Annotated in this window: 25 protein-coding genes; 17 read left to right on the top strand and 8 right to left on the bottom strand. The window is 74.4% G+C overall.

Going from position 1 to position 24,432, the window contains the following annotated elements:
• Positions 1-10: 10 nt before the first annotated feature.
• The 4 genes from PHY01_RS03620 (at position 11) to PHY01_RS03605 (ending at position 5,008) form a co-directional block, all read left to right on the top strand.
• Positions 11-430: a PEP-utilizing enzyme gene (locus PHY01_RS03620; protein ID WP_141277005.1), complete on the top strand. Its 420-nt coding sequence runs from the start codon at positions 11-13 to the stop codon at positions 428-430.
• 11 nt (positions 431-441) lie between these two features.
• Positions 442-1,875 (top strand): hypothetical protein, encoded by a 1,434-nt coding sequence (locus PHY01_RS03615; RefSeq protein WP_141277004.1) that lies wholly within the window; start codon positions 442-444, stop codon positions 1,873-1,875.
• Between the two features lie 65 nt (positions 1,876-1,940).
• Positions 1,941-2,555: a hypothetical protein gene (locus PHY01_RS03610; RefSeq protein WP_141277002.1), complete on the top strand. Its 615-nt coding sequence runs from the start codon at positions 1,941-1,943 to the stop codon at positions 2,553-2,555.
• On the top strand, positions 2,552-5,008 hold the full coding sequence (locus PHY01_RS03605; RefSeq protein WP_141277000.1) for a pyruvate, phosphate dikinase: 2,457 nt from the start codon (positions 2,552-2,554) through the stop codon (positions 5,006-5,008). Before PHY01_RS03610 ends, PHY01_RS03605 begins: the two co-directional genes overlap by 4 nt.
• Positions 5,009-5,109: 101 nt before the next feature.
• On the opposite strand, the gene PHY01_RS03600 is transcribed toward PHY01_RS03605, so the two are convergent.
• On the bottom strand, positions 5,110-6,090 hold the full coding sequence (locus PHY01_RS03600) for an HAD family hydrolase (protein ID WP_141276998.1): 981 nt from the start codon (positions 6,088-6,090) through the stop codon (positions 5,110-5,112).
• Between the two features lies 1 nt (position 6,091).
• The gene (locus PHY01_RS03595) at positions 6,092-7,093 is read right to left on the bottom strand and encodes a DUF7064 domain-containing protein (RefSeq protein ID WP_141276996.1); all 1,002 of its coding nucleotides are present in this window, start codon (positions 7,091-7,093) and stop codon (positions 6,092-6,094) included.
• 193 nt (positions 7,094-7,286) lie between these two features.
• On the opposite strand from PHY01_RS03595, the gene PHY01_RS03590 reads away from it, so the two are divergent.
• Genes PHY01_RS03590 through PHY01_RS03555 form a run of 8 tightly spaced genes read left to right on the top strand, consistent with a single transcriptional unit; the run spans position 7,287 to position 14,743 of the window.
• Positions 7,287-7,580, top strand: a complete 294-nt coding sequence (locus PHY01_RS03590; RefSeq protein WP_141276994.1) for a EutN/CcmL family microcompartment protein — start codon at positions 7,287-7,289, stop codon at positions 7,578-7,580.
• Between the two features lie 19 nt (positions 7,581-7,599).
• Entirely contained in the window at positions 7,600-7,920 is a 321-nt protein-coding gene (locus PHY01_RS03585; RefSeq protein WP_141276992.1) for a BMC domain-containing protein, read from the top strand.
• Between the two features lie 3 nt (positions 7,921-7,923).
• Positions 7,924-9,303, top strand: coding sequence for an aldehyde dehydrogenase family protein (locus PHY01_RS03580; RefSeq protein ID WP_141276990.1), 1,380 nt, complete (start codon positions 7,924-7,926; stop codon positions 9,301-9,303).
• A complete protein-coding gene (eutJ, locus tag PHY01_RS03575) occupies positions 9,300-10,115 on the top strand; it encodes an ethanolamine utilization protein EutJ (RefSeq protein WP_141276988.1) in 816 nt (271 codons plus the stop codon). Before PHY01_RS03580 ends, eutJ begins: the two co-directional genes overlap by 4 nt.
• Complete coding sequence (locus tag PHY01_RS03570) at positions 10,112-10,738, top strand: hypothetical protein (RefSeq protein WP_246085674.1); 627 nt, start codon at positions 10,112-10,114, stop codon at positions 10,736-10,738. Before eutJ ends, PHY01_RS03570 begins: the two co-directional genes overlap by 4 nt.
• Complete coding sequence (locus PHY01_RS03565) at positions 10,735-11,607, top strand: lactate/malate family dehydrogenase (protein ID WP_218029984.1); 873 nt, start codon at positions 10,735-10,737, stop codon at positions 11,605-11,607. Before PHY01_RS03570 ends, PHY01_RS03565 begins: the two co-directional genes overlap by 4 nt.
• Positions 11,604-12,650, top strand: a complete 1,047-nt coding sequence (locus tag PHY01_RS03560) for an alcohol dehydrogenase catalytic domain-containing protein (protein WP_141276987.1) — start codon at positions 11,604-11,606, stop codon at positions 12,648-12,650. Before PHY01_RS03565 ends, PHY01_RS03560 begins: the two co-directional genes overlap by 4 nt.
• Positions 12,647-14,743, top strand: a complete 2,097-nt coding sequence (locus tag PHY01_RS03555) for a helix-turn-helix domain-containing protein (protein ID WP_141276985.1) — start codon at positions 12,647-12,649, stop codon at positions 14,741-14,743. Before PHY01_RS03560 ends, PHY01_RS03555 begins: the two co-directional genes overlap by 4 nt.
• On the opposite strand, the gene PHY01_RS03550 is transcribed toward PHY01_RS03555, so the two are convergent.
• Complete coding sequence (locus tag PHY01_RS03550; RefSeq protein ID WP_141276983.1) at positions 14,724-15,017, bottom strand: BMC domain-containing protein; 294 nt, start codon at positions 15,015-15,017, stop codon at positions 14,724-14,726. The two genes, PHY01_RS03555 and PHY01_RS03550, sit on opposite strands and share 20 nt — an antisense overlap.
• A gap of 168 nt (positions 15,018-15,185) precedes the next feature.
• On the opposite strand from PHY01_RS03550, the gene PHY01_RS03545 reads away from it, so the two are divergent.
• A complete protein-coding gene (locus PHY01_RS03545; RefSeq protein WP_141276981.1) occupies positions 15,186-15,518 on the top strand; it encodes a DUF6191 domain-containing protein in 333 nt (110 codons plus the stop codon).
• On the opposite strand, the gene PHY01_RS03540 is transcribed toward PHY01_RS03545, so the two are convergent.
• Positions 15,503-16,033 carry a hypothetical protein gene (locus tag PHY01_RS03540; RefSeq protein ID WP_141276979.1) on the bottom strand — a complete coding sequence of 177 codons (531 nt, stop codon included), beginning with the start codon at positions 16,031-16,033 and terminating at the stop codon, positions 15,503-15,505. The two genes, PHY01_RS03545 and PHY01_RS03540, sit on opposite strands and share 16 nt — an antisense overlap.
• Before the next feature lie 112 nt (positions 16,034-16,145).
• On the opposite strand from PHY01_RS03540, the gene PHY01_RS03535 reads away from it, so the two are divergent.
• From PHY01_RS03535 to PHY01_RS03520, 4 genes are all read left to right on the top strand, one after another.
• A complete protein-coding gene (locus PHY01_RS03535; RefSeq protein WP_141276978.1) occupies positions 16,146-18,524 on the top strand; it encodes an FdhF/YdeP family oxidoreductase in 2,379 nt (792 codons plus the stop codon).
• A 168-nt stretch (positions 18,525-18,692) separates the two neighbouring features.
• Entirely contained in the window at positions 18,693-19,235 is a 543-nt protein-coding gene (gene idi, locus PHY01_RS03530) for an isopentenyl-diphosphate Delta-isomerase (protein WP_141276976.1), read from the top strand.
• A gap of 301 nt (positions 19,236-19,536) precedes the next feature.
• Positions 19,537-20,466 carry a hypothetical protein gene (locus tag PHY01_RS03525; protein ID WP_141276974.1) on the top strand — a complete coding sequence of 310 codons (930 nt, stop codon included), beginning with the start codon at positions 19,537-19,539 and terminating at the stop codon, positions 20,464-20,466.
• Between the two features lie 432 nt (positions 20,467-20,898).
• Positions 20,899-21,207, top strand: coding sequence for a hypothetical protein (locus PHY01_RS03520; RefSeq protein WP_246085673.1), 309 nt, complete (start codon positions 20,899-20,901; stop codon positions 21,205-21,207).
• Positions 21,208-21,317: 110 nt separating this feature from the next.
• Here the strand turns inward: PHY01_RS03520 and PHY01_RS03515 are convergent, their stop codons facing one another.
• Genes PHY01_RS03515 through PHY01_RS27880 form a run of 4 tightly spaced genes read right to left on the bottom strand, consistent with a single transcriptional unit; the run spans position 21,318 to position 24,403 of the window.
• Complete coding sequence (locus PHY01_RS03515; RefSeq protein WP_141276970.1) at positions 21,318-21,884, bottom strand: GTP-binding protein; 567 nt, start codon at positions 21,882-21,884, stop codon at positions 21,318-21,320.
• Positions 21,874-22,197 carry a DUF742 domain-containing protein gene (locus tag PHY01_RS03510; protein ID WP_170183615.1) on the bottom strand — a complete coding sequence of 108 codons (324 nt, stop codon included), beginning with the start codon at positions 22,195-22,197 and terminating at the stop codon, positions 21,874-21,876. Before PHY01_RS03510 ends, PHY01_RS03515 begins: the two co-directional genes overlap by 11 nt.
• A gap of 38 nt (positions 22,198-22,235) precedes the next feature.
• Positions 22,236-22,631 carry a roadblock/LC7 domain-containing protein gene (locus PHY01_RS03505; protein ID WP_141276968.1) on the bottom strand — a complete coding sequence of 132 codons (396 nt, stop codon included), beginning with the start codon at positions 22,629-22,631 and terminating at the stop codon, positions 22,236-22,238.
• Positions 22,628-24,403, bottom strand: coding sequence for a sensor histidine kinase (locus PHY01_RS27880; RefSeq protein ID WP_141276967.1), 1,776 nt, complete (start codon positions 24,401-24,403; stop codon positions 22,628-22,630). The genes PHY01_RS03505 and PHY01_RS27880 overlap by 4 nt, the downstream gene beginning before the upstream one ends.
• Positions 24,404-24,432 lie beyond the last annotated feature (29 nt).

Below are 24,432 nucleotides of genomic sequence, written 5' to 3'. Positions count from 1 at the left end.
GGAGGAACGGATGGCCGAGGTACTGGCCGAGGGCTACAACGTCTTCGACACCGCCAAATCACCGAGCGGCACGATCAAGTACCTGTCCGCGCCCGCGGACGTGATCAACCTGATCAAGTCCGGCAAGCTCCAGGAACACATCCTGCTGGTCCGCGGCGGCACGACCACCTTCCTCGCGCCCGCACTGAGCATGGGGGCGATCGGCGTCATCACGATGTCCGGCGCGCCCGAGTCGCACCTCGGCATCCTGTCGCGGGAGTTCCAGACGCCCTGCGTGATGACGGCGTACCTCACCGACAGCGACTCGCGCTACGTCGTCGGCCAGACCGGCGACGAGCACTTCGAGGAGATCGCGAAGGCCCTCGACGGCCGCAAGGTCCGGCTCGACTGCACCGACCACGAGGTCGGCCGCGTGGTCGCGGACGACTGAAGGAGACGACTGTGACGACCACCGAGGGCAAGCGCGCCACCTACAAGCAGCGGTACGAGGAGGGCGACGACGGCCTCCGCTTCCAGGACCTGACCTACGTCGGCAACTTCCACGGCATGGAGCCCGTCACCGACGGGATCAAGGGCGACAAGATGATGAAGGCACGCGCCAAGAGCGGCGTGCTGGAGAAGGTGTCGAAGGAGGACGTCCTCCGCGACGAGTTCACCATCCCCGAGCTGAACGACCTCAACAACTACCTGGCCTGGAACATCTGGGACGTGCTCGTCATGCGCGCCACCGAGGGCGTGAGCGGCATGATCCCGCGCCAGGAGTACGAGATCCTGGCCTTCATGCACGAGTTCTACCGGTGGCCGGAGATCCTGCGCATGACCACCAAGGAGGCCGGCGGCGCGCAGGCGATCATGGACATCGGGGCCAGCGCGCGGCGCGGGATCGGCACCAAGGTCAACGCGGTGCACGACTGGTGCATCGGCGCCGTCGGGTTCGGGATGGGGCGCTGCGGCCTGCTCGCACTGGAGGTCATCGGGCCCGACGACTACATCGGCGAGAGCAACGAGATCCTCAAGTTCATGCAGCGCATCCTGTGGGGCAAGCGCCAGGACGGCTACATCCTCAACTCCCAGGACCGCTACCGCTGCCGGATCCACGAACCCGACTTCCTGTCCCAGATCACCGCGCAGATCGAGCCGCTGGAGGCGGGCAGCCCGAAGCACGCCGCGTTCACCCAGTTCAAAGTGGCCGCGGAGCTGCTGAGCTTCCTCGACCACTACGACTGCCGGCTCGGCCTGGGCGACACCGGCCCCTACGAGCTCCCGGACGGGCAGCTGCTGATCCTGCGCGACCTGTTCGTCAACGAGGAGGTGTTCCACTGGAGCGACGTCTGCGACGACGAGAACCTGCCCCACTGCTACACCCTCGCGCTGACGATCGACCCGGAGAAGATGGGGCTCAACGAGATCCGGGTCAACGACATCTCCACCACCTTCACCCGGCCCAAGAACTACATCGAGGCCATCACCGGTGGCGCGGTGTTCGCCCGGGAGAAGTGGAACACCCCGATGGGCGAGGTGTACCCGATCAAGGTGGACGACCTGGGCGACCACCTGGGCCGGGTGCAGAACGCCACGCTCAAGCTCTACTCCAAGACCGCCCGGATGAACCGGCGCGACCTGATCTGGAACGGCCAGTACGTCTACTACGTGGACATGATCCTCCCGCACATGCGGTTGGCCGGCACCTACGAGAAGGCCTGCCGCGACTACGACCTGTGGGAGATCGACCAGCGGGTCGCGAACTACTACTACGACATCACCAAGCGCGGCTTCGCCCAGGAGACCGTGCCCAGCAAGATCTTCTCGGGGGCGGGGTACCTGCCCTTCTCCGAGGACGCCGACCGGCGCAACTCCAAGGGCCGCTGGCTGTAAGGACCCCTCGCCCCGGGCGGCACGCCACGCGGCGTGCCGCCCGGTGGCCTGTCCCGGGAGGAACCATGACCGCGCCGGTCCTGGACAAGACCGACTACGACGTCCTCAACGTCGTCGCACTGAAGAAGATGGTGGCCGCCGAGGTGGTCGCCGCCGACACGGGCACGGCCGACGTGGAGTCGGTGCTGGCCCGGCTCGAGGAACGGGGCCTGATAGTCGTGGCCGCCGGTGCCGCCTTCCCGACCGACGACGCCGAGCCCGCGCTCGCGGCCGCCGCGGCCCACCACTACGCGGCGGTGCGCGAGGACGCCGGGCTCGCGCCGCTCGTCGACCGCTTCGAGACCGTCAACGCGCAGTTCCTCACCACGATGTCGTCCTGGCAGCAGATCGACGTGGGCGGGCGCCGGGTCACCAACGACCACTCCGACGCCGAGTACGACGGCAAGGTCATCGCCCGCCTCGACAAGCTGGTGCAGCGCCTGGGCCCCCTGCTCGACGCGCTGGCCGGGCACGACCCGCGCTTCGGCGCCTACCCGCGCCGCTTCGCCGCCGCCCTGGACGGCATCGACGCCGGGCGCCACGAGCTGGTCTCCGCGCCCACGCTGGACTCGGTGCACAACGTCTGGTTCGAGTTCCACGAGGACCTGCTGCGCACCCTCGGCCGGGCCCGCGTCGAATGAGCTTCACGTCGACCTTCGCCGACGCCGACCCCGCCGACGTCGACCGGCTCGGCGGCAAGGGCGCGGGCCTGGCCCGGATGACGCAGGACGGGTTGCGGGTGCCGCCGGGTTTCGTCGTCTCCACCGACGCCTGCCGCCGCTACCTCGCCGCGGGCGCGATGCCCGACGGCCTGGTGGAGGAGGTGCTCGCCCGGCTCGCCGAGCTGGAGCAGCGGACCGGGCGGACGTTCGGGGCGGGCCCGGAGCCGCTGCTGGTGTCGGTGCGCTCCGGCGCGCCGGTCTCGATGCCCGGGATGATGGACACCGTCCTGGACCTGGGGCTGGGCCGCGACGCGGCGGTCGCGCTGGCCACCGCCACCGGCGACGTCGCCTTCATGGCCGATCTCGTGGCCCGCTTCCACACGATGTACGCCGAGACGGTGCTGGGGGCGCTCGACCCGTCCGCCGAGGCCGTCGACCCGCTGCCCGCGGATCCCGGCGAGGCCTACGACCGGGTCTGGGCGGCGTGCGAGAAGGCGCTCGACGACGACTGCGGCGAGAGCGTCCCGGACGACCCGCACGCCCAGCTCGTCGGCGCGGTGGAGGCCGTGCTGCGGTCCTGGAACACCCGCCGCGCCCGCACCTACCGCGAGCACCACGCCATCCCGCACGACCTCGGCACCGCCGTGGTGGTGCAGGCGATGGTGTTCGGCAACCTGTCCGCCGACTCCGGCTCCGGGGTGGTGTTCACCCGCAACCCGGTGACCGGGGAGCCCGGCCTGTTCGGCGAGTACCTCGCGCACAGCCAGGGCGAGGACGTCGTGTCCGGGACCCGCACCCCCGACCCCGTCACCACCGCGCTGGCCCCCGACGTGCTCGCCGAGCTGCACGCGACCTGTGCCGACCTGGAACGCCGCCACGGCGACGTGCTCGACATCGAGTTCACCGTCGAGCGCTCGGTGCTGTGGCTGCTGCAGGTGCGCAGCGCCAAACGGACCCCGGAGGCCGCGGTGCGGATCGCCGCGGACCTGCTCGCCGAGGGCGCGGTGCCGCCCGCCGCGGCGGTGCGCCGCGTGTCCGCCGAACAGGTGCGCCAGGTGCAGCGCCCCGGCTTCGACGCGGCCGACGTCGACGCGGCCCGCGCGGGCGGGCGGCTGCTGACCACGGGCATCGGGGCCTGTCCCGGCCAGGTCAGCGGCGCGCTGGTGCTCGACCCCGACCGCGCGAAGGCCCTCGCCGACGCCGGGACGCCAGTGGTGCTGGCCCGGCCCGTCACCAGCCCGGCCGACCTGCACGGCATGATCGCCGCGCGCGGGATCGTCACCGTCACCGGCGGGTCCACCAGCCACGCCGCGGTCGTCGCGCGGGCGCTGGGCACCGCGTGCGTCGTGGGCGCGTCGGCGATGACGGTGGACCTGGCCGCGCGCACGGTGACCGTCGACGGGCGGGCGCTGGTCGAGGGCGACCCCGTGGCGCTCGACGGCGCCACCGGCGAGCTGTTCGCCGGCACCTTCGTCACGGCCACCCCGGCCGCGGCGACCGGCGCGCTGTCGGGCCTGCTCGGCGTCGCCGCGGCGGCCGCGGGCTGCGAGGTGCTCAGCCGCGTGACGCTGCCCGGCGACGTCGCCCCGGCGCTGGCCGCGGGCGCCACCGGGCTGGTCACCGCCGTCGACGACGTGCTGGCCGCGACCGGGCACCTCGACGGGCTGGTCGAGGCGCTGCTCGCGGACCGGCGCACCGCCCGGTTCGCCCGCGTCGCCGACCTCGTGGCCGCCGAGTTCACCCCGTTGCTGGCCGCGGCGGGGGAGGTGGAGGTCGGCGTCCGCGCGATCGACTTCCTCGCCGACGAGTCCCGCGAGCTGCTGCAGCAGACCGCGCTGACCGGCCGCTACCCCGAGCTGTCGGTGCCGCTCGGGCTGCCCGCGCTCGTCGAGGCCCAGCTCGACGGGCTCGGCCGCGCCGTGCGCGACAGCGGAGCCGCCGCGCGCGTCCACCTCGCGGTGCGCCACGTCAGCGACCCGGCGGAGGCGCACGCGCTGCGGGAGCTCGCCGGCGTCGACGGCCGGCCGCCGACCGGCTGCTACCTCACCAGCCCGCGCGGGGTCTTCCACGCCGCGGCGCTCGCGGCCACCACCGAGGTCCTGTGGCTGGAGGTGCGGGCGCTGCAGGCCGCGGTGTTCGGCATCCCCGCCCGGCACCTGCTCACCGCCGAACCGCTCGACACCTACGTCCGCGACGGCCTGCTGGGCACCGACCCCCGCACGACCGTCGACGACTCGGTGCGGGGGCTGCTGGCCCGGGTGGCCGCGACGGCCGCCGAGGTGCCGGGGTGTCGCGTCGGGCTGCGCCTGTCGGGTGCGGTGTCCGAGGAGGCCGCCGCGCTGCTGCACGGGCTCGGGGTGCGCCGGTTCGCCGTCGACGCCCACGAGACCCGCCCGCTGCTGCTGTCCCTGGGCAAGGCGGCGCTCGGGTAGTCCGGGCCGCCGCACCGTCGTCGTCACCGCACCGTCGCTGCCGCCACCGCACCGCTGCCGGGACGCCGGTGCCGTGCTCACGACGCCGGTGCGGTCACCGGTCAGCGGCACACGGCCCGTACGGCGGCGAGCAGCTCGGGCGGTGCCGCCGGCCGGCGGGTGTCGAATGGCAGTACAGCCACGTTGCTGCCATTCGGGGGCGGGGGCGGGGATGCCGGGGTCAGGGCGGCGAGGACGTGGGCACGGGCGGCGGTGCGGCGGCGGCGCCGGGCCGCGGCGGCCTCCCGGACGGGGTCCTGCCCCGGCGCGGACGAGCACCCGCACCCGCAGGCGTCCCCGGCCGGGCGGGGCGGCACGGCGCAGGCCCCGCCGGGGGGCTGCGCGGCCGCGTCGCCCAGCAGGTACGCGGTGATCTCCTGCGGCCACAGGGCCACGAACTCCGCGCCCGCCTCGGTCAGCTCCTCCACCGAGTGCATCCCCCACGCCACCCCGACGACGCGGATCCCGGTCTCCCGGGCGTCGCGGACGTCGCCCGCGGTGTCGGTGACCAGCACCGTCCCGGCCGGGTCGGGCGCGGGGTGCTGCCCGGCCTCGTCGTAGTCGGCGGCGCAGCGGCGGCCGAACCCGCTGCCGGAGTCGGCCAGGAACGCCCGGATGGCGGCGCGCTTGTCCGGCGCCACGTCGCCGCCGAACACGTGGGCGAAACAGAACGCCAGGTCGTTGGTCACCAGCACCCGGCGCAGCACCTGCATCGCGTTGGACGACATGACCGCGAGGGTGCAGTCGCCCGCGAGGCGTCGCACGACGTCGGTCATCCCGGGGATCATCGCCGGGGTGTAGTCGGTGCGCAGCAGTGCCAGGAACGCGGCCTTCACCTCGTCGGCGTGGGCCTCGTCGCGGCACAGCGACCGGATCGAGGCGAACACGTTGGTGCGGAACAGCTCGAAGTAGCGTTCCGGGCTGTCGACGCCGAGCGCGAACCGGTCGTTGATCTGCGAGAACACCTCCCAGGAGGCGACGCGCGTCTGCACCAGCGTGCCGTCGAGGTCGAAGACGACGGCCCGGACCGGCGCCGTTCCCACGTCAGGCCCTGTTGTAGACGGCGGAGAGCTCGCCGAGCCCGATGAAGTCCATGCACTCCCCGTAGCCGGTGCGCCCGGCCCCGGACTCCGAGGTGAGGGTCCAGCGGTGCAGCACGTTGTGCCCGACGGTGCCCGGCCAGGCCTGCCACGGGAACGTCGTCAGCCCGGTGCCCTCCAGCTCCCAGGTGCGGTCCGCCGAGTCGGTGACCGACAGCGTCACCCGCTCGCCGTAGAACCCGGTGCGCTCCGACGTGCCGCCGCCCGCCTTGAGCCCGTAGACCTTGCCGCCGTCGAGGACGTAGCCGTGGGTCATGGTCAGCGGGGAGGGCGCGTCGGGGCCGGCGTCGGTGGAGAAGTCGGAGATGACGTGGATCGCCAGGTCGCGGTCGAAATGGGCGTGCAGCCAGGACAGCCGGGAGGTCTGACGCTCGGCGCGCACGCCCCAGCTGTGGTCCATGGTCGACACGCAGTCGATCGGGACCGTCTCGCCGCGCAGCCTCAGCTCGCCCTCGAAGTGCCCGGTCTGGTCGAAGTGCCCGGCGTAGGCGTGGCCCCAGGTCTTCGCCATGTCCCGGTCGGCGGCCATCGGGTCCTGTGCGGGGTCGTTGATGTCGTAGGCCTCCATCAGCGCGGTGTAGCGGAAGCGCAGGTCCAGGCCGGCGGCGGCGTCGGTGTAGGAGACGTCCCACACCGCGTTCGGCTCGGAGCACGTGACCTTCAGGCCGTTGGCCAGCTCGTAGTCGAGCAGGTTCGACGGCTGCGGCACGACCAGGTGCTCCCAGGCGTCCCAGTAGTCCGCGGCCCACGGCATCGTGACGCGCCTGCGGTTCACCGACACCGTCGACCCGACCACGCCCAGCGGCTCGCGGAACAAGCCGTAGACCCCGATGTTGATCGGCGCGTCGGTGTCCTGCGCGGCGTAGAGGCCGAAGTAGTTGGTCTCGGCCCACAGCGGGTCGTCGCTGGTCGGCGGGTGGAACTGGGCGTCCTCGGGACGGATCACCGCGCACCTCCTGGGTCCTGCGTCACCGGACACCCTGCCTCCGGGGTCGCCCGCGGGCCAGAGCGTCCCGGGACAACGAGGGCGGTGGACGTTGTCCGGCCGGGATAGCGCAGGCCGGCGCGCCGCCGACCTACTGTGCCGTCCATAGCGTGGTGCGGCGCACAGCCGGGCCCGCCCGGCCGGAGGTGATCTCGTGCTGCTCGCCAAGGTGCTGGGCCAGGTGGTCTCGACGGTCAAGGAGCCGGGGCTGGAGCGGTTCACGCTGCTCCTGCTGCAGGACGCCACCGGCGCCGACCCGGAGCGCTCCACCGGGGCGCACTACGTCGCCGTCGACCTGGTCGGCGCGGGCGTCGGCGAGATCGTCCTGGTGGCCGCGGGGGGAGCCGCCCGGGTGGCGGCGGGGGCCGACGCCCCCACCGACCGTGCGGTCGTCGCCATCGCCGACTCGGTCGTCCGGGGCGGCGCCGTCAGCTACCGCAAGACCTGAACCGAACCGGAGGACCCCCATGGCAACCACTCCGACCGCCGTGCCCAGCGGCCCGCGCGGCGCGCTCGGCCTCATCGAGACCAAGGGTCTGGTGGGGGCGATCGAGGCCGCCGACGCGATGGTCAAGGCGGCCAACGTGCAGATCGTCGGGCACCGCGAGATCGGCGGCGGCCTGGTCACCGTGATGGTGCGCGGCGACGTCGGCGCGGTGAAGGCCGCCACCGACGCCGGCGCGGTCGCCGCGGGCAAGGCGGGCGAGGTCGTCTCGGTGCACGTCATCCCGCGCCCGCACGACGAGACCGAGAGCATCCTCGCGATCCTCACGCGCCCGAAGGGCTGATCCGTGGACGCCGACCTGGCGGGCCTCGCGGACGTCCGGGAGAAGGCCCGCGCGGCCCGGCGCGCGTTCCTCGCGCTGGAGGGCGCCGACCAGGACACCCTCGACCGCTTCGTGCGGGCCATGGCCGTGGCCGGCACGAGGGCGGCCGAGGAGCTGGCCCGGCTCGCCGTCGACGAGACCGGCTACGGCGTCTACGAGCACAAGATCCACAAGAACCGCTACAACACCGGTTTCGTGGCCCGCTGGATGCTGGAGCGCCGCGCGGTGGGCGTGCTGTGGGTGGACGAGGAGGCGCGGGTCACCGCCGTCGGCGCGCCGATGGGCGTCATCGCCGGGATCATCCCGGTGACCAACCCGACGTCGACGGCGTTGTTCAAGTGCCTGGCCGCGGTGAAGTCGGGCAACGCGATCGTGCTCGCCCCGCACCCGCGGGCCGCGCGGTGCACGCTGCGGGCCGCGGAGATCATGGCGTCGGCCGCGGTCGCCGCGGGCGCCCCGGAGGGGCTGATCTCCTGCCTCACCGACCCCACCCTGGCCTCCACCCACGAGCTGATGCGCCGCGAGGAGATCGCACTCGTGCTCGCCACCGGCGGGCCGGGGATGGTGCGGGCCGCGTACTCCAGCGGCAAGCCGACGATCGCCGTCGGCGCCGGGAACGTGCCCGCCTACGTCGGGGCGTCGGTGGCCGACCCGGCCGAGGCCGCCGAGATGATCCTCACCTCGAAGTCGTTCGACAACGGCACCGCCTGCGTCGCCGAGCAGTCCGTGGTGGTCGTCGAGGCCGTCGCCGACGCGTTCCTCGCCGCGTTCGAGCAGCGCGGCGCGCACTGGATGAACGAGCCGCAGCAGGCCGCGCTGGTCCGCACCCTGTTCGACGAGCGGGGGGCGCTGCGCCCGGCCGCGGTCGGGCAGAGCGCGGTGCGGCTGGCGGAGCTGTCCGGGTTCACCGTGCCCACCCGCACCCGGGTGCTGGCCGCGCGGCTCGACCGCGTCGGGCTCGACGCGCCGCTGTCGCGGGAGATCCTCGGGCCGGTGCTGTCGGTGTACCGGGTGCCCGACGCCGCCGCGGGCTGGGCCCGCTGCCGCGAGGTCCTCGCGCTCGACGGCGAGGGCCACACCTGCGCGGTGCACGCCGCGGACCCCGAGGAGATCGCCCCGTTCGGCACGCTGCCCGCGGGCCGGATCGTGGTCAACACCCCCGCGCTGTTCGGCGGCATGGGCTTCTCCTGCGAGGTCGACCCGTCCTTCCAGCTCGGCACGGGAACCTGGAGCGGCTCGATCTGCTCGGACAACGTCACCCCGCTGCACCTGATCAACATCAAGCGGATCGCGCACGAGGTGCGGCCGTGGCGCACCGTGTACGACCCGGTGGAGATCGCATGACCGTGACCACCACCGACCCCCGCGCCCGGCTCGCCGCCGCGGCGGCGTGTGCCGGGACCGTCCCGCCGCCGCCCGTCGGGCCGCTGCGTGTCGGCGTCGACCTCGGCACGGCCACCTGCGTGCTGGTCGTCCTCGACGCCGCGGGCGCCCCGGTGTGGGTGGACTCCCACCCCTGCGGTGCGCTGCGCGACGGCGTGGTCGTCGACTTCGCGGGCGCCACCGCCGCGGTGCGGCACCTGCGGGACCGCGCCGAGGAGGCGTTGGGGGTCGCGCTGACCCGCGCCGCGACGGCGTACCCGCCGTGCATCCCGGTGCAGGACGCCCGGGCCTGCGTCCACGTGTGCGAGACCGCCGGGTTCGCCGACGTCGTCCTCGTCGACGAGGTGAGCGCCGCGCAGCGCACGCTGGAGGTGCGCGACGGGGTGGTCGTCGACGTCGGGGGCGGCTCGACCGGTGTCGGCGTCTTCCGCGACGGCGTGCTCGTCGCCCTCGACGACCGTCCCGGCGGCGGCCACCATCTCGACCTGGTGCTGGCCGGCGCGCTCGGCCTGACCGTGGAGGGGGCGGAGGCCCACAAGCGGGAGCACCCCGCCGACGCCCTGCCGATCCTGGTGCCGGGCCTGCAGCGGATCGCCGAGTCGGTACGCGCGATGACCCGCGAGGTGCCACGGCTCCCGGTGCACCTCGCCGGGGGCGCCCTGATGATCCCCGGCGCGGACTCCGTGCTGGCCTCGTGGCTGGAGCGCCCCGTCGTGACCTACCCGCACGCCCTGCTGATCACCCCGCTGGGGATCGCCCGGAGCGCCCCGTGACCCCCACCCTGCGCACCTACGCCTTCGTCGACCGCATGCAGCCGCAGTGCGCCGCGCACATCGCGGCCACCAGCCCCGGTGACGTGCCGCTCGCCGGGATGGCCGAGCTCTACATCGAGATGGCGCCGGGCAACGAGGTGTTCCGGGCCGCGGACATCGCGCTCAAGGCCTCTGGCGTCCGCCCGGCCCTGCAGATCATCGAGCGCGAGTTCGGCCTGCTGGAGATCCACTCCGAGCAGCAGGCGGAGGTGCTGGCGTCCGGGCAGGCCGTGCTCGACGAGCTCGGCCTCACCGAGGCCGACCGGATCCGGCCGACGATCGCATCGGTCCAGTTCATCACCAACGTGCACCCCTACCAGGCGCAGCTGCTCAACAAGTGGCGCAAGGGCTCGATGATGATGCCCGGCCAGAGCCTGCTGGTCATGGAGGTGGCCCCCGCGGCCTACATCGCCGTGGCGGCCAACGAGGCGGAGAAGGCCGCGGAGATCACCGTGGTCGAGCTGCGGGCCGTCGGGCGGTTCGGCCGCATGTTCCTCTCCGGCACCGAGAGCGACGTCGTCACGGCCCGGGACGCGGCGGTGGCGGCACTGGAGGCGATGCACGGGCGGGAGGACCGCCGGTGAGCCCGCGCGTGATCGGGGCCGAGGACGTCGACGGTGCCGCGGCGGCCGGGATCCTCGCCGTCGGGCCGCGCGACCTCCTCACCCCGCTGGCGCGGGAGCGGGCGCGGGAGCGGGGCGTGGAGATCGTCGTCGCCACCCCGGGCGCGGCCGCGGCCGTCGTGGGGGACCGGCGCCCCGCCCCCGCCCCCGCCCGTCCCGCTCCCGCGCCCGGCCCCGCGCGTCCACCGGCCCGCGCCCCGGACGCCGCCCCGCGCCCGGTCCGCCCGCCCTCGGGCGCGCTGTACCGCCGGGGCGCCCCGCTGCCCCGGGCGGTCCGCCCCGGCGCGGTCCGGCGGGCCGTGGTCGTCGGGGCCGGTGGGGTCGGCATGGTCGCCGCGCTGCGCCTCGCCGACGCCGCGGTGTTCGGCGAGATCGTCCTGGTCGACGCGGACGAGGGCCGGGCGCGCGCGGTCGCTCTGGACCTCGCGCAGGCCGGGGCGGCGACGGCCGTGCGCGGGTGCGCGACGGTCGAGGACGCCGGCCCCGCGGACCACGTCGTGATCGCCGCCCCGGAGAGCGCCGGACCGGAGGTGGCCGCGCGGATCGCGGCGACCTCGCCGGACGCGGCGCTCGTCGTCGTCACCGGGGACCCGGCGGTCCTCGGGGCGACCTGGCGGGCGTCGGGGTTCGCCGCCCGGCGGGTCGTCGGGACGGCCGGGGCCCGCGGCCTGCGCGTGGCGCCGGGCAGCGCCGCCGCGGCGATGGTGCTCGCGATGGTCCGCGACACCGGGGAGGTGCTGCCCGCCACCGCCCCGCAGGACGGCCGGGCCGTGCAGGTCCGGCTGGGCCGCGACGGGGTGCGGGAGACCGTCGGGCGCCCGCCGCCGTGAGGGCCGTGGTGTACGCGGGGCAGGGCCGGGTGGAGGTCGACACCGTGCCCGACCCCCGGATCGAGGAGCCCACCGACGCCGTCGTCCGGGTGCGCCGCGCGGCGGTGTGCGGCACGGACCTGCACGTCGTCGCGCACCCGGACGGGCTGCCGGAGGGGTTCGTGCTCGGGCACGAGTTCGTCGGGGAGGTCGTCGAGCCGGGTGCGGGGGTGCACGGCCACCGGCGCGGCGACCTGGTGGTCGGGGCCGACTTCACCTCGTGCGGCCGGTGCTGGTGGTGTCGCCGCGGCGACCACTGGGAGTGCGCTCAGCGGCGGTTCTTCGGCACCGGGTCGGCGTTCGGGCCGCCGCTGGCGGGCGCGCAGGCCGAGCTTGTCCGGGTGCCGCACGCCGACACCGTCCTGCAGCCGGTGCCCGCCGGGGTGGACGTCGACGCCGCGGTCTTCCTGGGCGACACCCTGGCCACCGGGTACGCCGCGGTGCGCCGGGCCGGGATCGCGCCGGGCGACACCGTCGCGGTGGTCGGCGGGGGCCCGGTCGGGCAGCTCACCGCGCTCGCCGCGCAGGCGTGCGGCGCCGGGATCGTCGTGCTCGTCGAACCGGTCGGGGACCGCCGGGAGCTCGCCGCGGCCCAGGGCGCGGTCGTGGCCGCCCCGGACGACGCCCGCGCGCTCGTCGACCGGCTCACCGACGGCCGCGGCGCCGACGCCGTCGTCGACGCGGTCGGCGGCCGCCGCGGCCTGGACGCCGCGTGCGCGCTGGTGCGCCGCCGCGGCACCGTCGTCTCGGTCGGGGTGCACACCGACCCGGGCTGGGAGCTGCCGGTGGCCCGGGCCTTCGCCGACGAGCTGACGCTGGCCTTCGCGATCGGCGACCTCGCCCGCGACGCCGGGCCGCTGCTGGCGCTGGTGCGCTCGGGGGCGCTCGATCCGGCGGTCGTGGCCTCGGAGACCGTGCCGCTCGACGGCGTCCCGCAGGCATATGCACGCATGGCCGGGCGACGTACCCTCAAGGCGCTGATCGCGGTCCAGGAGGGGCGATGACGCCGTCCGAACGCGCGGGTCGGGCGGCGCTGCGGCTCGTCGACGACCCCGCCGCGGAGCTGGAGGACCTCCTCGCCCGGGTGCCGGCCGACGCCGCCGCCGCCGAGGTGGAGCTCGTCGCGCTGGCGGCCCGCGTGGTCGGGGCGGCGGTCACCGTGCGCGCCACCGGCGACGAGCGGGAGCTGCAGTGGGCCGTCCCGGTGCCGGCCGCCACCCGGGCCCTGCTGCGCCGGGCGACGGTCTGGCTCACCCTCGCCGCCGCCCGCGACGCCGCGCGCGACGGCGCCGTCGCCGAGGCCGCGGAGACCGCGGTGGTGCGCGACGTCGTCGAGCGGCTGCTGTCGGTGCGCGACCTGGACCAGGTGCTGCTCTCCATCGCCGACCGCACCTCCAAGCTGCTCGACGCCGACATCTGCGGGGTGTTCCTGCGCGAGGACGACGAGGTGCGGATGCGCTCGTGCGTCGGCAACCGGGTGGTCGAGACCGCGCGCCTGCGGATGCGCCGCGGTCAGGGCGTCGCCGGGCTGGTGTTCCTCACCGGGCGGCCGGCGAAGGTCGACAACTACCTCGACGACCGCACCATCACCCAGGACTTCGTGTCGCTGGCCGTGCAGGAGCAGACCCAGTCCGCGCTGGCGGTGCCGCTGCGCCTGCACGGCCGCCTGGTCGGGGTGCTGGAGGTGTGGCGGCGGCGCCCGTCGCTGTTCACCGAGCGCGACGTCCGGCGGATGGTCACCTTCGCCGACGTCGCGTCGGTCGCGATCGACAACGCCCGGCTGCACGACGAGCAGGCCGCGGCCGTCCGCGAGATGGAGCTGGCGGGGGAGGCGCTGCGCAGCCAGGTCGCGGTGTTGGACCGCTCGTCGCGCCTGCAGCAGACGCTGCTGCTGACCGTCCGCGACGGGGGCGGGCTGCCGGCGATCGCGCGGACGGTCGGCGGGGAGCTGCACTGCCAGGTCGGCATCTACGACACCCGCGGCGCGCTGGTGGCCTCCCACGGCGGCCGTGACCTCACCGTCGAGCTGCCGGGGAGCGTGCCCGCCGGCACCCGCGCCGGGCGCACCACGCTGGGCGGTCACCCGGTGTGGACCCAGCCGGTGCACGCCGACGGCGACCGCATCGGCTGGGTCCTGCTGCGCCCGGACGGCATCTCCGCGGAGATGATGGACGTGGTCGCGGGCCAGGTGGCCATGGCGTGCTCGCTGGCCCTGCTGCGCGAGCGTGCCGCGAGCCGCGCGCGGTCCGAGGCGCTGGAGCAGGTGCTGTGGGACCTGCTGCAGGGCCCGGTCGAGCACCGGATCGCCGCGCGCACCCGCGCCCAGCAGCTCAACGTCCCGCTCGGCGGCGCCCTGCGCGTGCTCTACGGCCGCCTGGAGAACGTGGAGGAGCTCGCCGCGGACCTCGGCTGGGACACCTCGCAGACCGACCGCGTCCGCCGCGACGCGGTGCGCGCCCTCCGCGCCGTCGACGGGGGGCGCGCGACGTCGCTGGCCAGCCTGCGGGGCGACTTCGTCGTCGTGGTGGTGTCCGACGTCGACCGGGTGCAGGTGCGGGACCTGGCCGTGCGGATGGGCGCGGCCGTCCGCGACGGCAGCGACGGGCTGCGCCTGACCTGGGGGATCAGCCGCCCGCACGACGACGTCGTGGAGCTGCCCAGCGCGCTGAACGAGGCGCGCACCGCGCTGTCGGCCGCGCACCGGCTCGGCGGGGGGAACGCGTTCCTCTACGAGGAGCTGGGCATCGTGCGGCTGCTGCTGGGTTCCGGCGACGACCCGGACCTGATGACCTTCGTCGAGGAGGTCACCGGCCCGCTGCTGACCTACGACCGCGACAACGACGGGTCCCTGATCCGGACGCTGCGCGCCTTCTTCGACGCCGACTGCTCGCAGCGGGTGGCCGCCGAGCGGCTGTTCGTCCACCACAAGACGCTGCGCTACCGCCTGGAACGCATCAAACAGCTCACCGGTCTCGACCTGAGCCGGCACGAGGACCGGATGCGCGCCGACTTCGCGCTGCGGCTGCTGCAGGTCACCGGGGAGCCCGAGGCCGAGGGGGACGCGGCCGGCCCCGTGGTCAGGTCCGCGTCGCCGTGACGGCCTCGCCGATCACCGTCTCGGTGCCCGGGTCCGGGCGGGGCAGGACGCGGGCGACGTAGAGCTCGCCGACGGCGGCCGCGGCGGCGGACCCGGCGTCGACGGCGGCCCGGACGGCGCCGACGTCGCCCCGGACCAGGATCGAGACCTGGCCGTTGCGCAGCGTGCGGTAGCCCTCCACCTCGACGTTCGCCGACTTCACCATCGCGTCGGCCGCCTCCAGGGCGCCGACCAGCCCCCGGGTCTCGACCATGCCCAGTGCACCGCTCGCCATCGCCATCACGCTCCCTCGCCGGGCACGGGCCCGCGGGTCCACGGTAGGCCGGGGACGCGCCGGTGCCGTTGTCCCGACCGGACAACGGCGCGCCCCGGCGCTGTCCCTCACCGACGGCGTCCCGCACCGGGCCTTGCCCGGGCACCCGGGTGTCGGCAGGCTCGGGGGATGGGCCCGGGTGCGCTGTTCGCGCTGACGCTGCCGGGGCTGGTGTGCCTGCTGGTCCTGCTCGTGGCACTGGAACGCCTCGGGCTGTGGGCGCGGGGGCGCAGCCTGCTGCCCTGGCGCGGGCGGGGCGCCGGGCCGCACCGGCTGTCGGGAACGGGCTTCGAGGAGATCGACGCCTTCTTCACGGGGGCGAAGCGCCGGGAGCAGGAGGAACGCCACTCCCGGTCGCTGCTGCCCGCCGGGCAGGACGACGGAGCGCCACCCCGCACGGTCGTCGATCTCGACGCCGGCGTGGTGACGCTCCTCGTGCCACCCGGTCAGCCGCCGTCGTAGGAGTACGAGTTCCCTGCGAGGTCCGACCCGGAGAACGAGACCCCGCCGTCGGGGTCGACGTAGATCGCGTCGCCGCCCTCGCCGGCGATGACCCGGCCCTCGCCGGTGCCGCCCGGCGCGGCCTCGGCGCCGCCCTCGAACGGGCCGCTGTAGGTGGTGCCCTCGTCGGTGCCCGGGTGGTGGCCGGTGGCGCCGTAGGGGTTGGCGTCGGTGAGCGGGGTGTCGACGGGGTGGGTGACGGAGTCGAACACGCCGTCGAGATCGGTGTCGTCGGCGACGACGTCGGCGTACCCGTCGCCGTCGACGTCGAGGGCCACGACGTCGGCCACGAACTCGCCGTCGGCGACGTTGTCGAACGCGGCGACGTCGGCGTAGCCGTCCCCGTCGACGTCGACGAGCGCGGTGTCGGCGAGACCGTCGCCGTCGGAGTCGAGGACGGTGGTCTCCTGGTAGCCGTCGCCGTCGGCGTCGACGGCCTCGACGACGTAGGGCTCGGGGACGTAGGACTCGGACATGAGGATCACCTTCGGGGGGTCTCGGCGGCGGGTGTCGTGAAGGAGGACGCGCGCGGGGCCCCGGGGGTTACACCGGAGGGCTGAACACCGTCCGGATCGGGTATCCGGCCGCATGCGGCACGAAAAACGGCGGAACACGGACTACGACGAGGCGGACCTGCGCGTCACCCATCCCGAGGACTGGGCGGTCGGCGTACCCGGCGTCGCGGTGTCGATGAAGCGGTCCCTGGAACGGATGGGCGTCGCGCGCACCGCCCGCACGCTGACGAAGCTCAACCAGGCCGAGGGCTTCGACTGCATGAGCTGCGCGTGGCCCGACCCCGACCCCGGGCACCGCTCGGTGGCCGAGTTCTGCGAGAACGGGGCCAAGGCCGTCGCCGAGGAGGCGACGACCGACCGGGCGACGCCGGAGTTCTTCGCCCGGCACAGCATCGCCGACCTCGACGGGCACTCGGAGTACTGGCTGGGCCAGCAGGGCCGCATCACCCACCCGATGGTCAAGCGGCCAGGGGACACCCACTACCGACCCATCGACTGGGAGGACGCGTTCGCGCTGATCGGGCGCGAGCTCAACGCGCTGGACAGCCCCGGCGAGGCCACCTTCTACACCTCGGGCCGGGCGTCGAACGAGGTCGCGTTCGCCTACCAGCTCTTCGCCCGGGCCTTCGGCACCAACAACCTGCCCGACTGCTCGAACATGTGCCACGAGTCGACGTCGATCGCGCTGCAGGAGTCGATCGGCATCGGCAAGGCCAGCGTCGTCATGAGCGACCTGGAGAACGCCGACCTGATCGTCATCGCCGGGCAGAACCCGGGCACCAACCACCCGCGCATGCTCACGCACCTGGAGACGGCCAAGGAGCGCGGCGCGAAGATCCTCACGATCAACCCGCTGCGCGAGGCCGGGCTCACCCGGTTCAAGAACCCGCAGCGGCCCAAGGGCGTGGTCGGGCCCGGCACGGCGCTGTCGGACCTGCACCTGCCGATCCGGGTCAACGGCGACCTCGCGCTGTTCCAGGCGATCGGCTCGCTGCTGGTGGAGTGGGACGCGCTGGACCACGAGTTCATCGAGCGCCACACCACCGGCTTCGAGCTGTGGCGCAAGCACCTCGGCACGCTGGACTGGGACGCCGTGCTCGCCTCCACCGGGCTCACCCGCGACGAGATCACCCGCGCCGCGGAGATGCTGCGCGACTCCCGGGGCACGGTCTTCTGCTGGGCCATGGGCATCACCCAGCACCGCAACGGCGTCGCGACGATCAAGGAGATCACGAACCTGGCGCTGGCCCAGGGCGGCATCGGGCGTGCGGGAGCGGGGCTGTTCCCGGTCCGCGGGCACTCCAACGTGCAGGGCGACCGCACGATGGGCATCTGGGAGCGGGTGCCCGACAGCTTCCTCGACGCGGTTCAGGAGGAGTTCGGGTTCGACCCGCCCCGCGAGCACGGCCTCGACACCGTCGACTCGGTGCGGGCGATGCGCGACGGGAAGGTGAAGGTCTTCGTCGGCCTCGGTGGCAACTTCGCCCAGGCCACGCCGGACACCGACGTCACCGCGCGCGCCCTGCGCTCGACGCGGCTGACCGTGCAGATCTCCACGAAGATCAACCGTAGCCACCTGGTCTGCGGGGAGACCGCGCTGATCCTGCCGACGCTGGGCCGCACCGAGAAGGACGTGCAGGCCACCGGCCCGCAGTGGATCTCGGTGGAGGACTCGACCTGCTCGGTGCACTCCTCGCGCGGCCCGCTGCCGCCCGCGAGCCCGATGCTGCGCTCGGAGGTCGCGATCGTCACCGGCATCGCCGAGGCCACCATCGGCGACCGGCACGGCATCGACTGGGCCGCGATGCGCCACGACTACCGCCGGATCCGCGAGCACATCGCCCGCGTCGTGCCGGGCTGCGAGAGCTACGAGGTCAACGCCCGGCGCCCGGGCGGGTTCATCCTGCCGCACCCGCCGCGCGACTCCCGGACCTTCCCGACGGAGTCCGGGTCGGCGGAGTTCGCGGTGTCGCCGGTGGAGGTGCTGCACGTCCCCGACGGGCACCTGCTGCTGCAGACCCTGCGCAGCCACGACCAGTTCAACACCACGATCTACGGGCTCTCGGACCGCTACCGGGGCATCGAGGACGGCCGGCGCGTGGTGTTCCTGCACCGCGACGACATCGCCGCGCTGGGCTTCGACGACGGCGACCACGTCGACCTGACGACCCGCTGGGACGACGACGACGTCGAGCGCTGCGCACGGGACTTCCGCATCGTCGCCTACGACACCCCGCGCGGGACGGCGGCGGCGTACTACCCGGAGACCAACCCGCTGGTGCCCCTGGACCACGTCGCCGAGGGCAGCCACCAGCCTGCGTCGAAGTCGGTGATCGTGTCGCTGACGCTGACGCGGACGGGCCGTGCCCGGGGGTCGGGCTCCGGGCGGCAGAACGGCGTCGACGCCGACGAGGGCAGCAAGGACCACCCGCGTCCGAAGCACCTGTCCTAGGCGCCTGTCCTCGGCACCTGTCGCACGCACCCGGCCTCGGGCCCGCGCGCATCCCGCGCTCCGGCGCGCACCGTCGACGGTGCGCGCCGGGGCGGTGGGTACGCGCGCGCATCGCCGATCGGGCGGTCCGGGCGGCGGCCCCGACGGGGCGATGGCAGGCTGGGCGGTATGTCCTCCCCCGAGCAGGTCGTCCTCGTCGACGACGGCGGGCGCCCGACGGGCGTCGCCGACAAGGCCACCGTCCACGGCACCAGCACCCCGCGCCACCTGGCGTTCTCCTGCTACGGGTTCGACGCCGCCGGCCGGGTGCTGGTGACGCAGCGGGCGGGCGTGAAGCGGGCGTTCCCGCTGGTGTGGACGGGCACCTGCTGCGGCCACCCGGCACCGGGGGAGGACCTCGCCGACGCCGTGCACCGGCGCCTGGACCACGAGCTCGGCGTGCGGGCCCACGACCTGCGCCTGGTGCTGCCCGACTTCGCCTACCGCGCCTCCGACGCCGCCGGGATCGAGGAGAACGAGTTCTGCCCGGTGTTCGTCTGCACCCTCGACGCCGACCCGCGCCCCCGGCCCGGCGAGGTCGAGGCCTGGCAGTGGTGGGGCTGGGAGCGCTTCCTCGACGCCGCCGCCTCCGGGGAGCTGTCGCCGTGGGCCGCGCTGCAGGCCCCGCTCCTGGCCGAGCTGGGCGACCCGCGGACCCGCCGCACCGGCTGAGCGGGCCACGTTCGCGCGTCACCGGGGCGGGGTTCGCTCGTTGGACCACCGAGAGCCGTGGACGGCCGCCGTCCGCGACGAACGGCTTTCCTGAGAACGCCCTTGGTCATCGGCGCACGGCGTTGCGCCGATCGGGCTAGCCGTACCGCCGATCGTCGCGTCCGGACGGCATTCGGCCGTGCGGGCGCAACCTGCGTTCTCAGATTCGGCCACGGCTGCGGTCGCCTTCGTACCGTCGGTCCCCACGCCCTCGGACGCTCCCCGCGACGAACCTTCCCCCGAGGGCGGAAGGAGACCAGCCATGGGCCGTCACCGGCTCCGTCCCGCCTCCCGCCCCGGCCGCCCGCGCCACGCCGCCCCCCGCGGCCCCGTCCGGTTCGCCGCCGCGGGCCCGCTCGCCGCGGCGCTGCTCGTCGCCGGTCCCGCCGTGGCCCTCGCCGACGACGACCCGCCCCCGCCCGCCCCCGTCGACGGGGCGGGGACGCTGCTCGGCTCGGCGCTGGGTACCGGCCCGGACGCCTCCGACGCCGACGCGGACGCCGATGCGGACTCCGATGCGGACTCCGACTCCGCGGACACCGGCCCGGTCACCGGTGCCGACGTGGTCCGGGACAGCGCGGCCGCGCAGGACGCCCCGGCGGAGGACGCCACCGACGATGCCGCCGCAGACGAGGTCCCGGATGAGGAGGACGCCGGGCAGGAGGACGGTGCGGCACCGGCCGGGGAGGAGTCGGCGGCGGCGCTGCCCGCCGCGGAGGCCGGCTCCACCGACGTGACGCTGCTGGAGAAGAACGACTCGGGCGTCACCGGCTCCGCCACGATCGACGCCGAGCGCGTCGTGGCCACGGCCACGGGGCTGAACCCGGACTCGCGCTACGTCAGCTTCTTCTACGGGGCGACGAGCAGTGCCACCAACAACAACCCCTGCATCCTCGACGGGACCAACCCGCTGCCCGCGGAGCAGACGGTCGGGGAGTGGGAGGTCGACGAGGACGGCAACGGCACGCTCTCGGCCGCCAACCCGCTGGGCGCCCGCTACGCGCTGCAGGCCGGGACGATGTCGATCCGCGAGGTCCAGCACGACTTCTCCACCGCCACGGCGCTGCCCGTCAACCCTGTGAGCTACACGCTCGTGGCGTGCGGCGAGGTGGAGCGCCTGGAGGTGCTCGACCCGGTCACGGATCTGGTGCCGAAGCTGCCGAAGTTCCCCAGTATCCCGCCGCTGTCCTGACCCGTCGGGCCCGATCGGGCCGGTGAACGCGTCGACACACGGTGATCCGGCCCGGTCAACTCCCTTTTCGGGCCCATCTGGTCCGGGTGACGGGTGATGCCCGTTCAGGGGGTGGATCACGGTGCGTAGTTCGGGAAAGCGATGTTCGGACGATCGGGTGATGCGTCAACGCGGAGAGTGACGGTAACGCGGTGACCTGAGGGTATTCCGGCCGCGGGAGCCTCCCGGAATAGACGAGTATCCTCACGTCGAGTATTTGCATTCACACGATGGTGGTAGTTGATAGCGGTTCGCTGGGTGAATCCGGATAGCTTTATTCCTGTCAGCGAGGCTCCCCCTCACAGGCTGGCATTCGGATCACTCGACAGGAGAAGTACTGTGCTGAAGAAGGCTGGCATCCTCGTTGCCGCAACCGCCGCTGGTCTGCTCGCGGTGAGCCCGCTCGCCTTCGCCGGGGTCAAGTGGGACGGCGACGGCGGCCGCGACGGCCGTGGCGGCGACGACCGTCAGGTCAACCGCGTCGACAACGACCGTGAGAGCAACCAGCTCGGCCTGGTCAACGTCGGCGACGTCAACGCCCTCAACGACGTCAACGTCTGCCCGGCGATCCCCGTCGCCGCCGGCGTGGGCAACCTGCTGGGCATCCTGGGCGGCCCCGCCGCCGGGAGCGCCGACGCCGACGGCGCGGCCTCCTGCGTCAACGACGACAGCGTGAACCAGGCCAACCTCCTCGACGACTGAGCAGGTCGCGCCGGGGACGACTGACGTCCCCGTAGTCCGACCGGGGAATCCGCGCCGGGCCGCATCCGCGGCCCGGCGTGGTGTCGTTTCCGGGGTCGGCGTTTCCGGGGTCAGTGATGGACGGCGTGGGTGCGGTCGAGCGCGTGCTCGACCAGCGCCACGAGCGTGGACAGGCAGGAGTCGGAGCTGCGGGCGTCCATCCGCACGACCGGGGTGTCCGGGGCCAGCGCCAGCGCGTCGGCGACGGCCTCGCGGCTGAACGCGTCGGTACCGGGGAACCCGTTCACCGCCACCACGAACGGCAGCCGCCTGCTCTCGAAGTAGTCGACCGCGGGGAAGCAGTCGTCGACCCGCCGCAGGTCGACGAGCACGACGGCCCCCACCGAGCCGCGCGCCAGCTCGTCCCACATGAACCAGAACCGGTCCTGCCCCGGCGTGCCGAACAGGTACAGGATCAGCGAGTCGTCGACGGTGATCCGGCCGAAGTCCATCGCCACGGTGGTGGTGTGCTTGTCCGGCACCGCCCGGATGTCGTCGACGCCCACCGAGGCCGACGTCATCGGCTCCTCGGTGAGCAGCGGCGGGATCTCCGACAGGGCCCGCACCAGCGTGGTCTTGCCCGCCCCGAACCCGCCGGCCACCACGATCTTGAGCGGGACCGCCCGGTCACCGTGCACGGAGACCCGCCAGCAGCCGGGTGAGCACGGCGGGCGTCGGGTTGCCCGCCGCGTCGCGCGGGGCGGGGGCGTGGACGACGAGGTACCCGGCGTCGGCGAGGTCGCCCACCAGCACCCGGGCCACCCCGACCGGCACCCGCAGCGCGGCCCCGATCTCCACCAGCGACACCGGTGCCACCGCTGCGTCGAGGATCATGCGGTACTCCTTCTGCAGGTCGTCGGGCCGCTGGTCGGTCGCCGTCACCAGCGACTCGACGGGGAGGTCCCGGCCGGTCGAGCGCGTGCGGCCCCCGGTGACGGCGAAGACCGGCACCACTCGGCCGTCACGGCCCCCGACGGGCTCGACCGGCGTCACCGGACGGGGCCCCCGGTGCGGATGCCCGGGGTGAGGGCGTGGCTGACGCGGGTGGCCAGCATCGTCATCTCGTAGCCGACCAGGCCCATGTCGCAGCGTCGGTCGGCGTACACGGCGAGGCCGGAGCCGTGGCTGATCGCCGTGACGAACAGGTAGCCCTCGGTCATCTCCAGGATCGTCTGGTTCACCGCGCCCGCCGCCAGCAGCTGCGCGGTGCCGCGGGCCAGGCTCGCGAGCCCGGACGCCGCGGCGGCCAGCGCGTTGCCGAGGCCGTCGGTCAGCTCGGGGGACTCGGCCAGGCGCAGCCCGTCGACCGAGACGACGACGGCGTGCCGTACCCCGGGGGTGTCCCGGGTGAACTCGTCGAGCAGCCAGCCCAGGCGCCCGGTCACGGCGCGCCCTCGCTGTCGGCGACGGCGGCCCGCCTGCTCGCCTGGTAGCGCGACAACGCGGACGCGGCGTCGGCCGGGTGGGCCGCACCGGGACCGGTCGGGCCGGCGGCGGGTTCGCGCAGCTCGGGGGCCAGGTGCGACTGGGGCACCCGGCGGCGGAGGCCGCCCGCGGCGGCCGGCGGCGCGGCCGGGGCCTGCCGGGCGGGCGGCGGGAAGGCCGCCACCGGGGAGGGGGCGGGCGGCGGGGGAGTGGGCGACGGGCGCGAGTGGTGCACCGCGGCGCCGGGGGCGTCGGGCTGCCACCAGCCCGACCACGGCCCGTCCGAGCCGAACGGCGACCGGCCGGGGGACGGCGCGAACGCCTCCGGCTCCGGCGGCAGCCGCGGCGCGGGCACCGGGTCGGGCGCCCTCCCGCCGACCCGGTCGGCCGGACGGTCCGACGTCCGGACGCCGGCGTCCACCGGGCGGCGGGACGCGGGTTCGGGTGCGGCGCGGAGCTCCTCGGGATCGGCGAACAGGTCGGGCGGGAGCGCGAGGACCGCGGTGATCCCGGAGCCGGGGGTCGGGGTCAGCGACACGCGGACGCCGTGCCGGGCGGCCAGGCGGGCGACGACGTGCAGCCCGAGCCGCTGGGAGACCGACAGGTCCACCTCGGGCGGCTCGGCGAGCAGGGCGTTGGCGGCGGCCAGCTCGTCGGCCGGCATCCCCACCCCCCAGTCCTCGACGGTGAGCACGATCCCGCCGGGGGAGGTCCGGTCGGCGCGGCCGCGGATGGTGACCACGGTGTCGGGCGGCGAGAAGCGCACCGCGTTCTCGGTGAGCTCGGCCAGCAGGTGGGTGAGGTCGGTGACGGAGTGCCCGACGACCGCGACCCGCTCGTCGACGACGAACACGACCCGGTCGAGGTCCTCGGTCTCGGCGATCGAGGCGCGCAGCACGTCGCGCAGCGCCACCGGCCCGCTCCACGTGCGCGGCGGCTGCTCCCCGGACAGGACGAGCAGGCTCTCGGCGTTGCGCCGCACCCGGGTGGCGAGATGGTCGAGGGTGAAGAGGCCTGCGAGGGCGTCGGGATCGCGCTCGCTCTCCTCGAGCTGGTTGATGATGTCGAGCTGGCGGTAGAGCAGGCTCTGGTTGCGGCGGGCCAGGTTCACCAGCAGGTCGGAGGTGAACTGGCGGCGCCCGATCTCGGCGTCGGCGAGGCGGCGCGACAGCGCGTCCTTCTCCTGCTGCGACTCCTCGGTGAACCGCCAGAACAGCATCATCCCGACGCACGCGAACAACACCGCGACCCCGTGGATCAACGACCACAGCCAGGGATTCCCCTGGCCCGCCGGGTGACTGAAGATCAGCGACTGCTGCCACACCGAACCGACGCCGTGACTGATCACGACGAACGCGATGTTGCACAGGAACGGGGCCCAGTCCTGGTAGAGCGCGATGAATCCGATGATGATGAAGAAATGGAAATGGGCCTCGATCGCCCCGCCGCTGAAGCCCACCAGCGCCCCCGAGCACCACACCAGACCGAGGGTGACGGTGACGGCCGCGGCGCGCCGCCGCCGGCGCAGCAGGTAGCCGAGCAGGGTGGACAGGACCGGCACGACCAGCGCATACGCGATCGTCGACGGGGGGCTGCCGAGCAGCAGGGCGAACAGGGCGATGCCGGGGACGTGCACGGCGAGCAGGACGAGCAGGAGCCGGTGGCGGCGCTGGAAGTCCTTCTCGTCGAGTGTGTAGCCGCGCGGCAGCGTGTCGAGGAGCGATCTCCACATCGGGCGTTCGCAACCATTCTCCCCGTGCA

Origin of the sequence: Pseudonocardia hydrocarbonoxydans (assembly GCF_006539565.1) — a bacterium.
Lineage (GTDB): Bacteria > Actinomycetota > Actinomycetes > Mycobacteriales > Pseudonocardiaceae > Pseudonocardia > Pseudonocardia hydrocarbonoxydans.
The sequence above is the reverse complement of the archived record's forward strand: the minus strand, read 5'-3'. Positions and strand labels throughout refer to the sequence as shown.

Excerpts from the sequence above, each read along its gene's own strand:
- PHY01_RS03550 (WP_141276983.1), bottom strand. The coding sequence starts at position 15,017 with ATGGCGAGCGGTGCACTGGGCATGGTCGAGACCCGGGGGCTGGTCGGC.
- idi (WP_141276976.1), top strand. The coding sequence starts at position 18,693 with ATGTCCTCCCCCGAGCAGGTCGTCCTCGTCGACGACGGCGGGCGCCCG.
- PHY01_RS03555 (WP_141276985.1), top strand. The coding sequence starts at position 12,647 with ATGACGCCGTCCGAACGCGCGGGTCGGGCGGCGCTGCGGCTCGTCGAC.
- PHY01_RS03605 (WP_141277000.1), top strand. The coding sequence starts at position 2,552 with ATGAGCTTCACGTCGACCTTCGCCGACGCCGACCCCGCCGACGTCGAC.
- eutJ (WP_141276988.1), top strand. The coding sequence starts at position 9,300 with ATGACCGTGACCACCACCGACCCCCGCGCCCGGCTCGCCGCCGCGGCG.
- PHY01_RS03610 (WP_141277002.1), top strand. The coding sequence starts at position 1,941 with ATGACCGCGCCGGTCCTGGACAAGACCGACTACGACGTCCTCAACGTC.
- PHY01_RS03535 (WP_141276978.1), top strand. The coding sequence starts at position 16,146 with ATGCGGCACGAAAAACGGCGGAACACGGACTACGACGAGGCGGACCTG.
- PHY01_RS03525 (WP_141276974.1), top strand. The coding sequence starts at position 19,537 with ATGGGCCGTCACCGGCTCCGTCCCGCCTCCCGCCCCGGCCGCCCGCGC.
- PHY01_RS03545 (WP_141276981.1), top strand. The coding sequence starts at position 15,186 with ATGGGCCCGGGTGCGCTGTTCGCGCTGACGCTGCCGGGGCTGGTGTGC.
- PHY01_RS03585 (WP_141276992.1), top strand. The coding sequence starts at position 7,600 with ATGGCAACCACTCCGACCGCCGTGCCCAGCGGCCCGCGCGGCGCGCTC.
- PHY01_RS27880 (WP_141276967.1), bottom strand. The coding sequence starts at position 24,403 with ATGTGGAGATCGCTCCTCGACACGCTGCCGCGCGGCTACACACTCGAC.
- PHY01_RS03620 (WP_141277005.1), top strand. The coding sequence starts at position 11 with ATGGCCGAGGTACTGGCCGAGGGCTACAACGTCTTCGACACCGCCAAA.
- PHY01_RS03540 (WP_141276979.1), bottom strand. The coding sequence starts at position 16,033 with ATGTCCGAGTCCTACGTCCCCGAGCCCTACGTCGTCGAGGCCGTCGAC.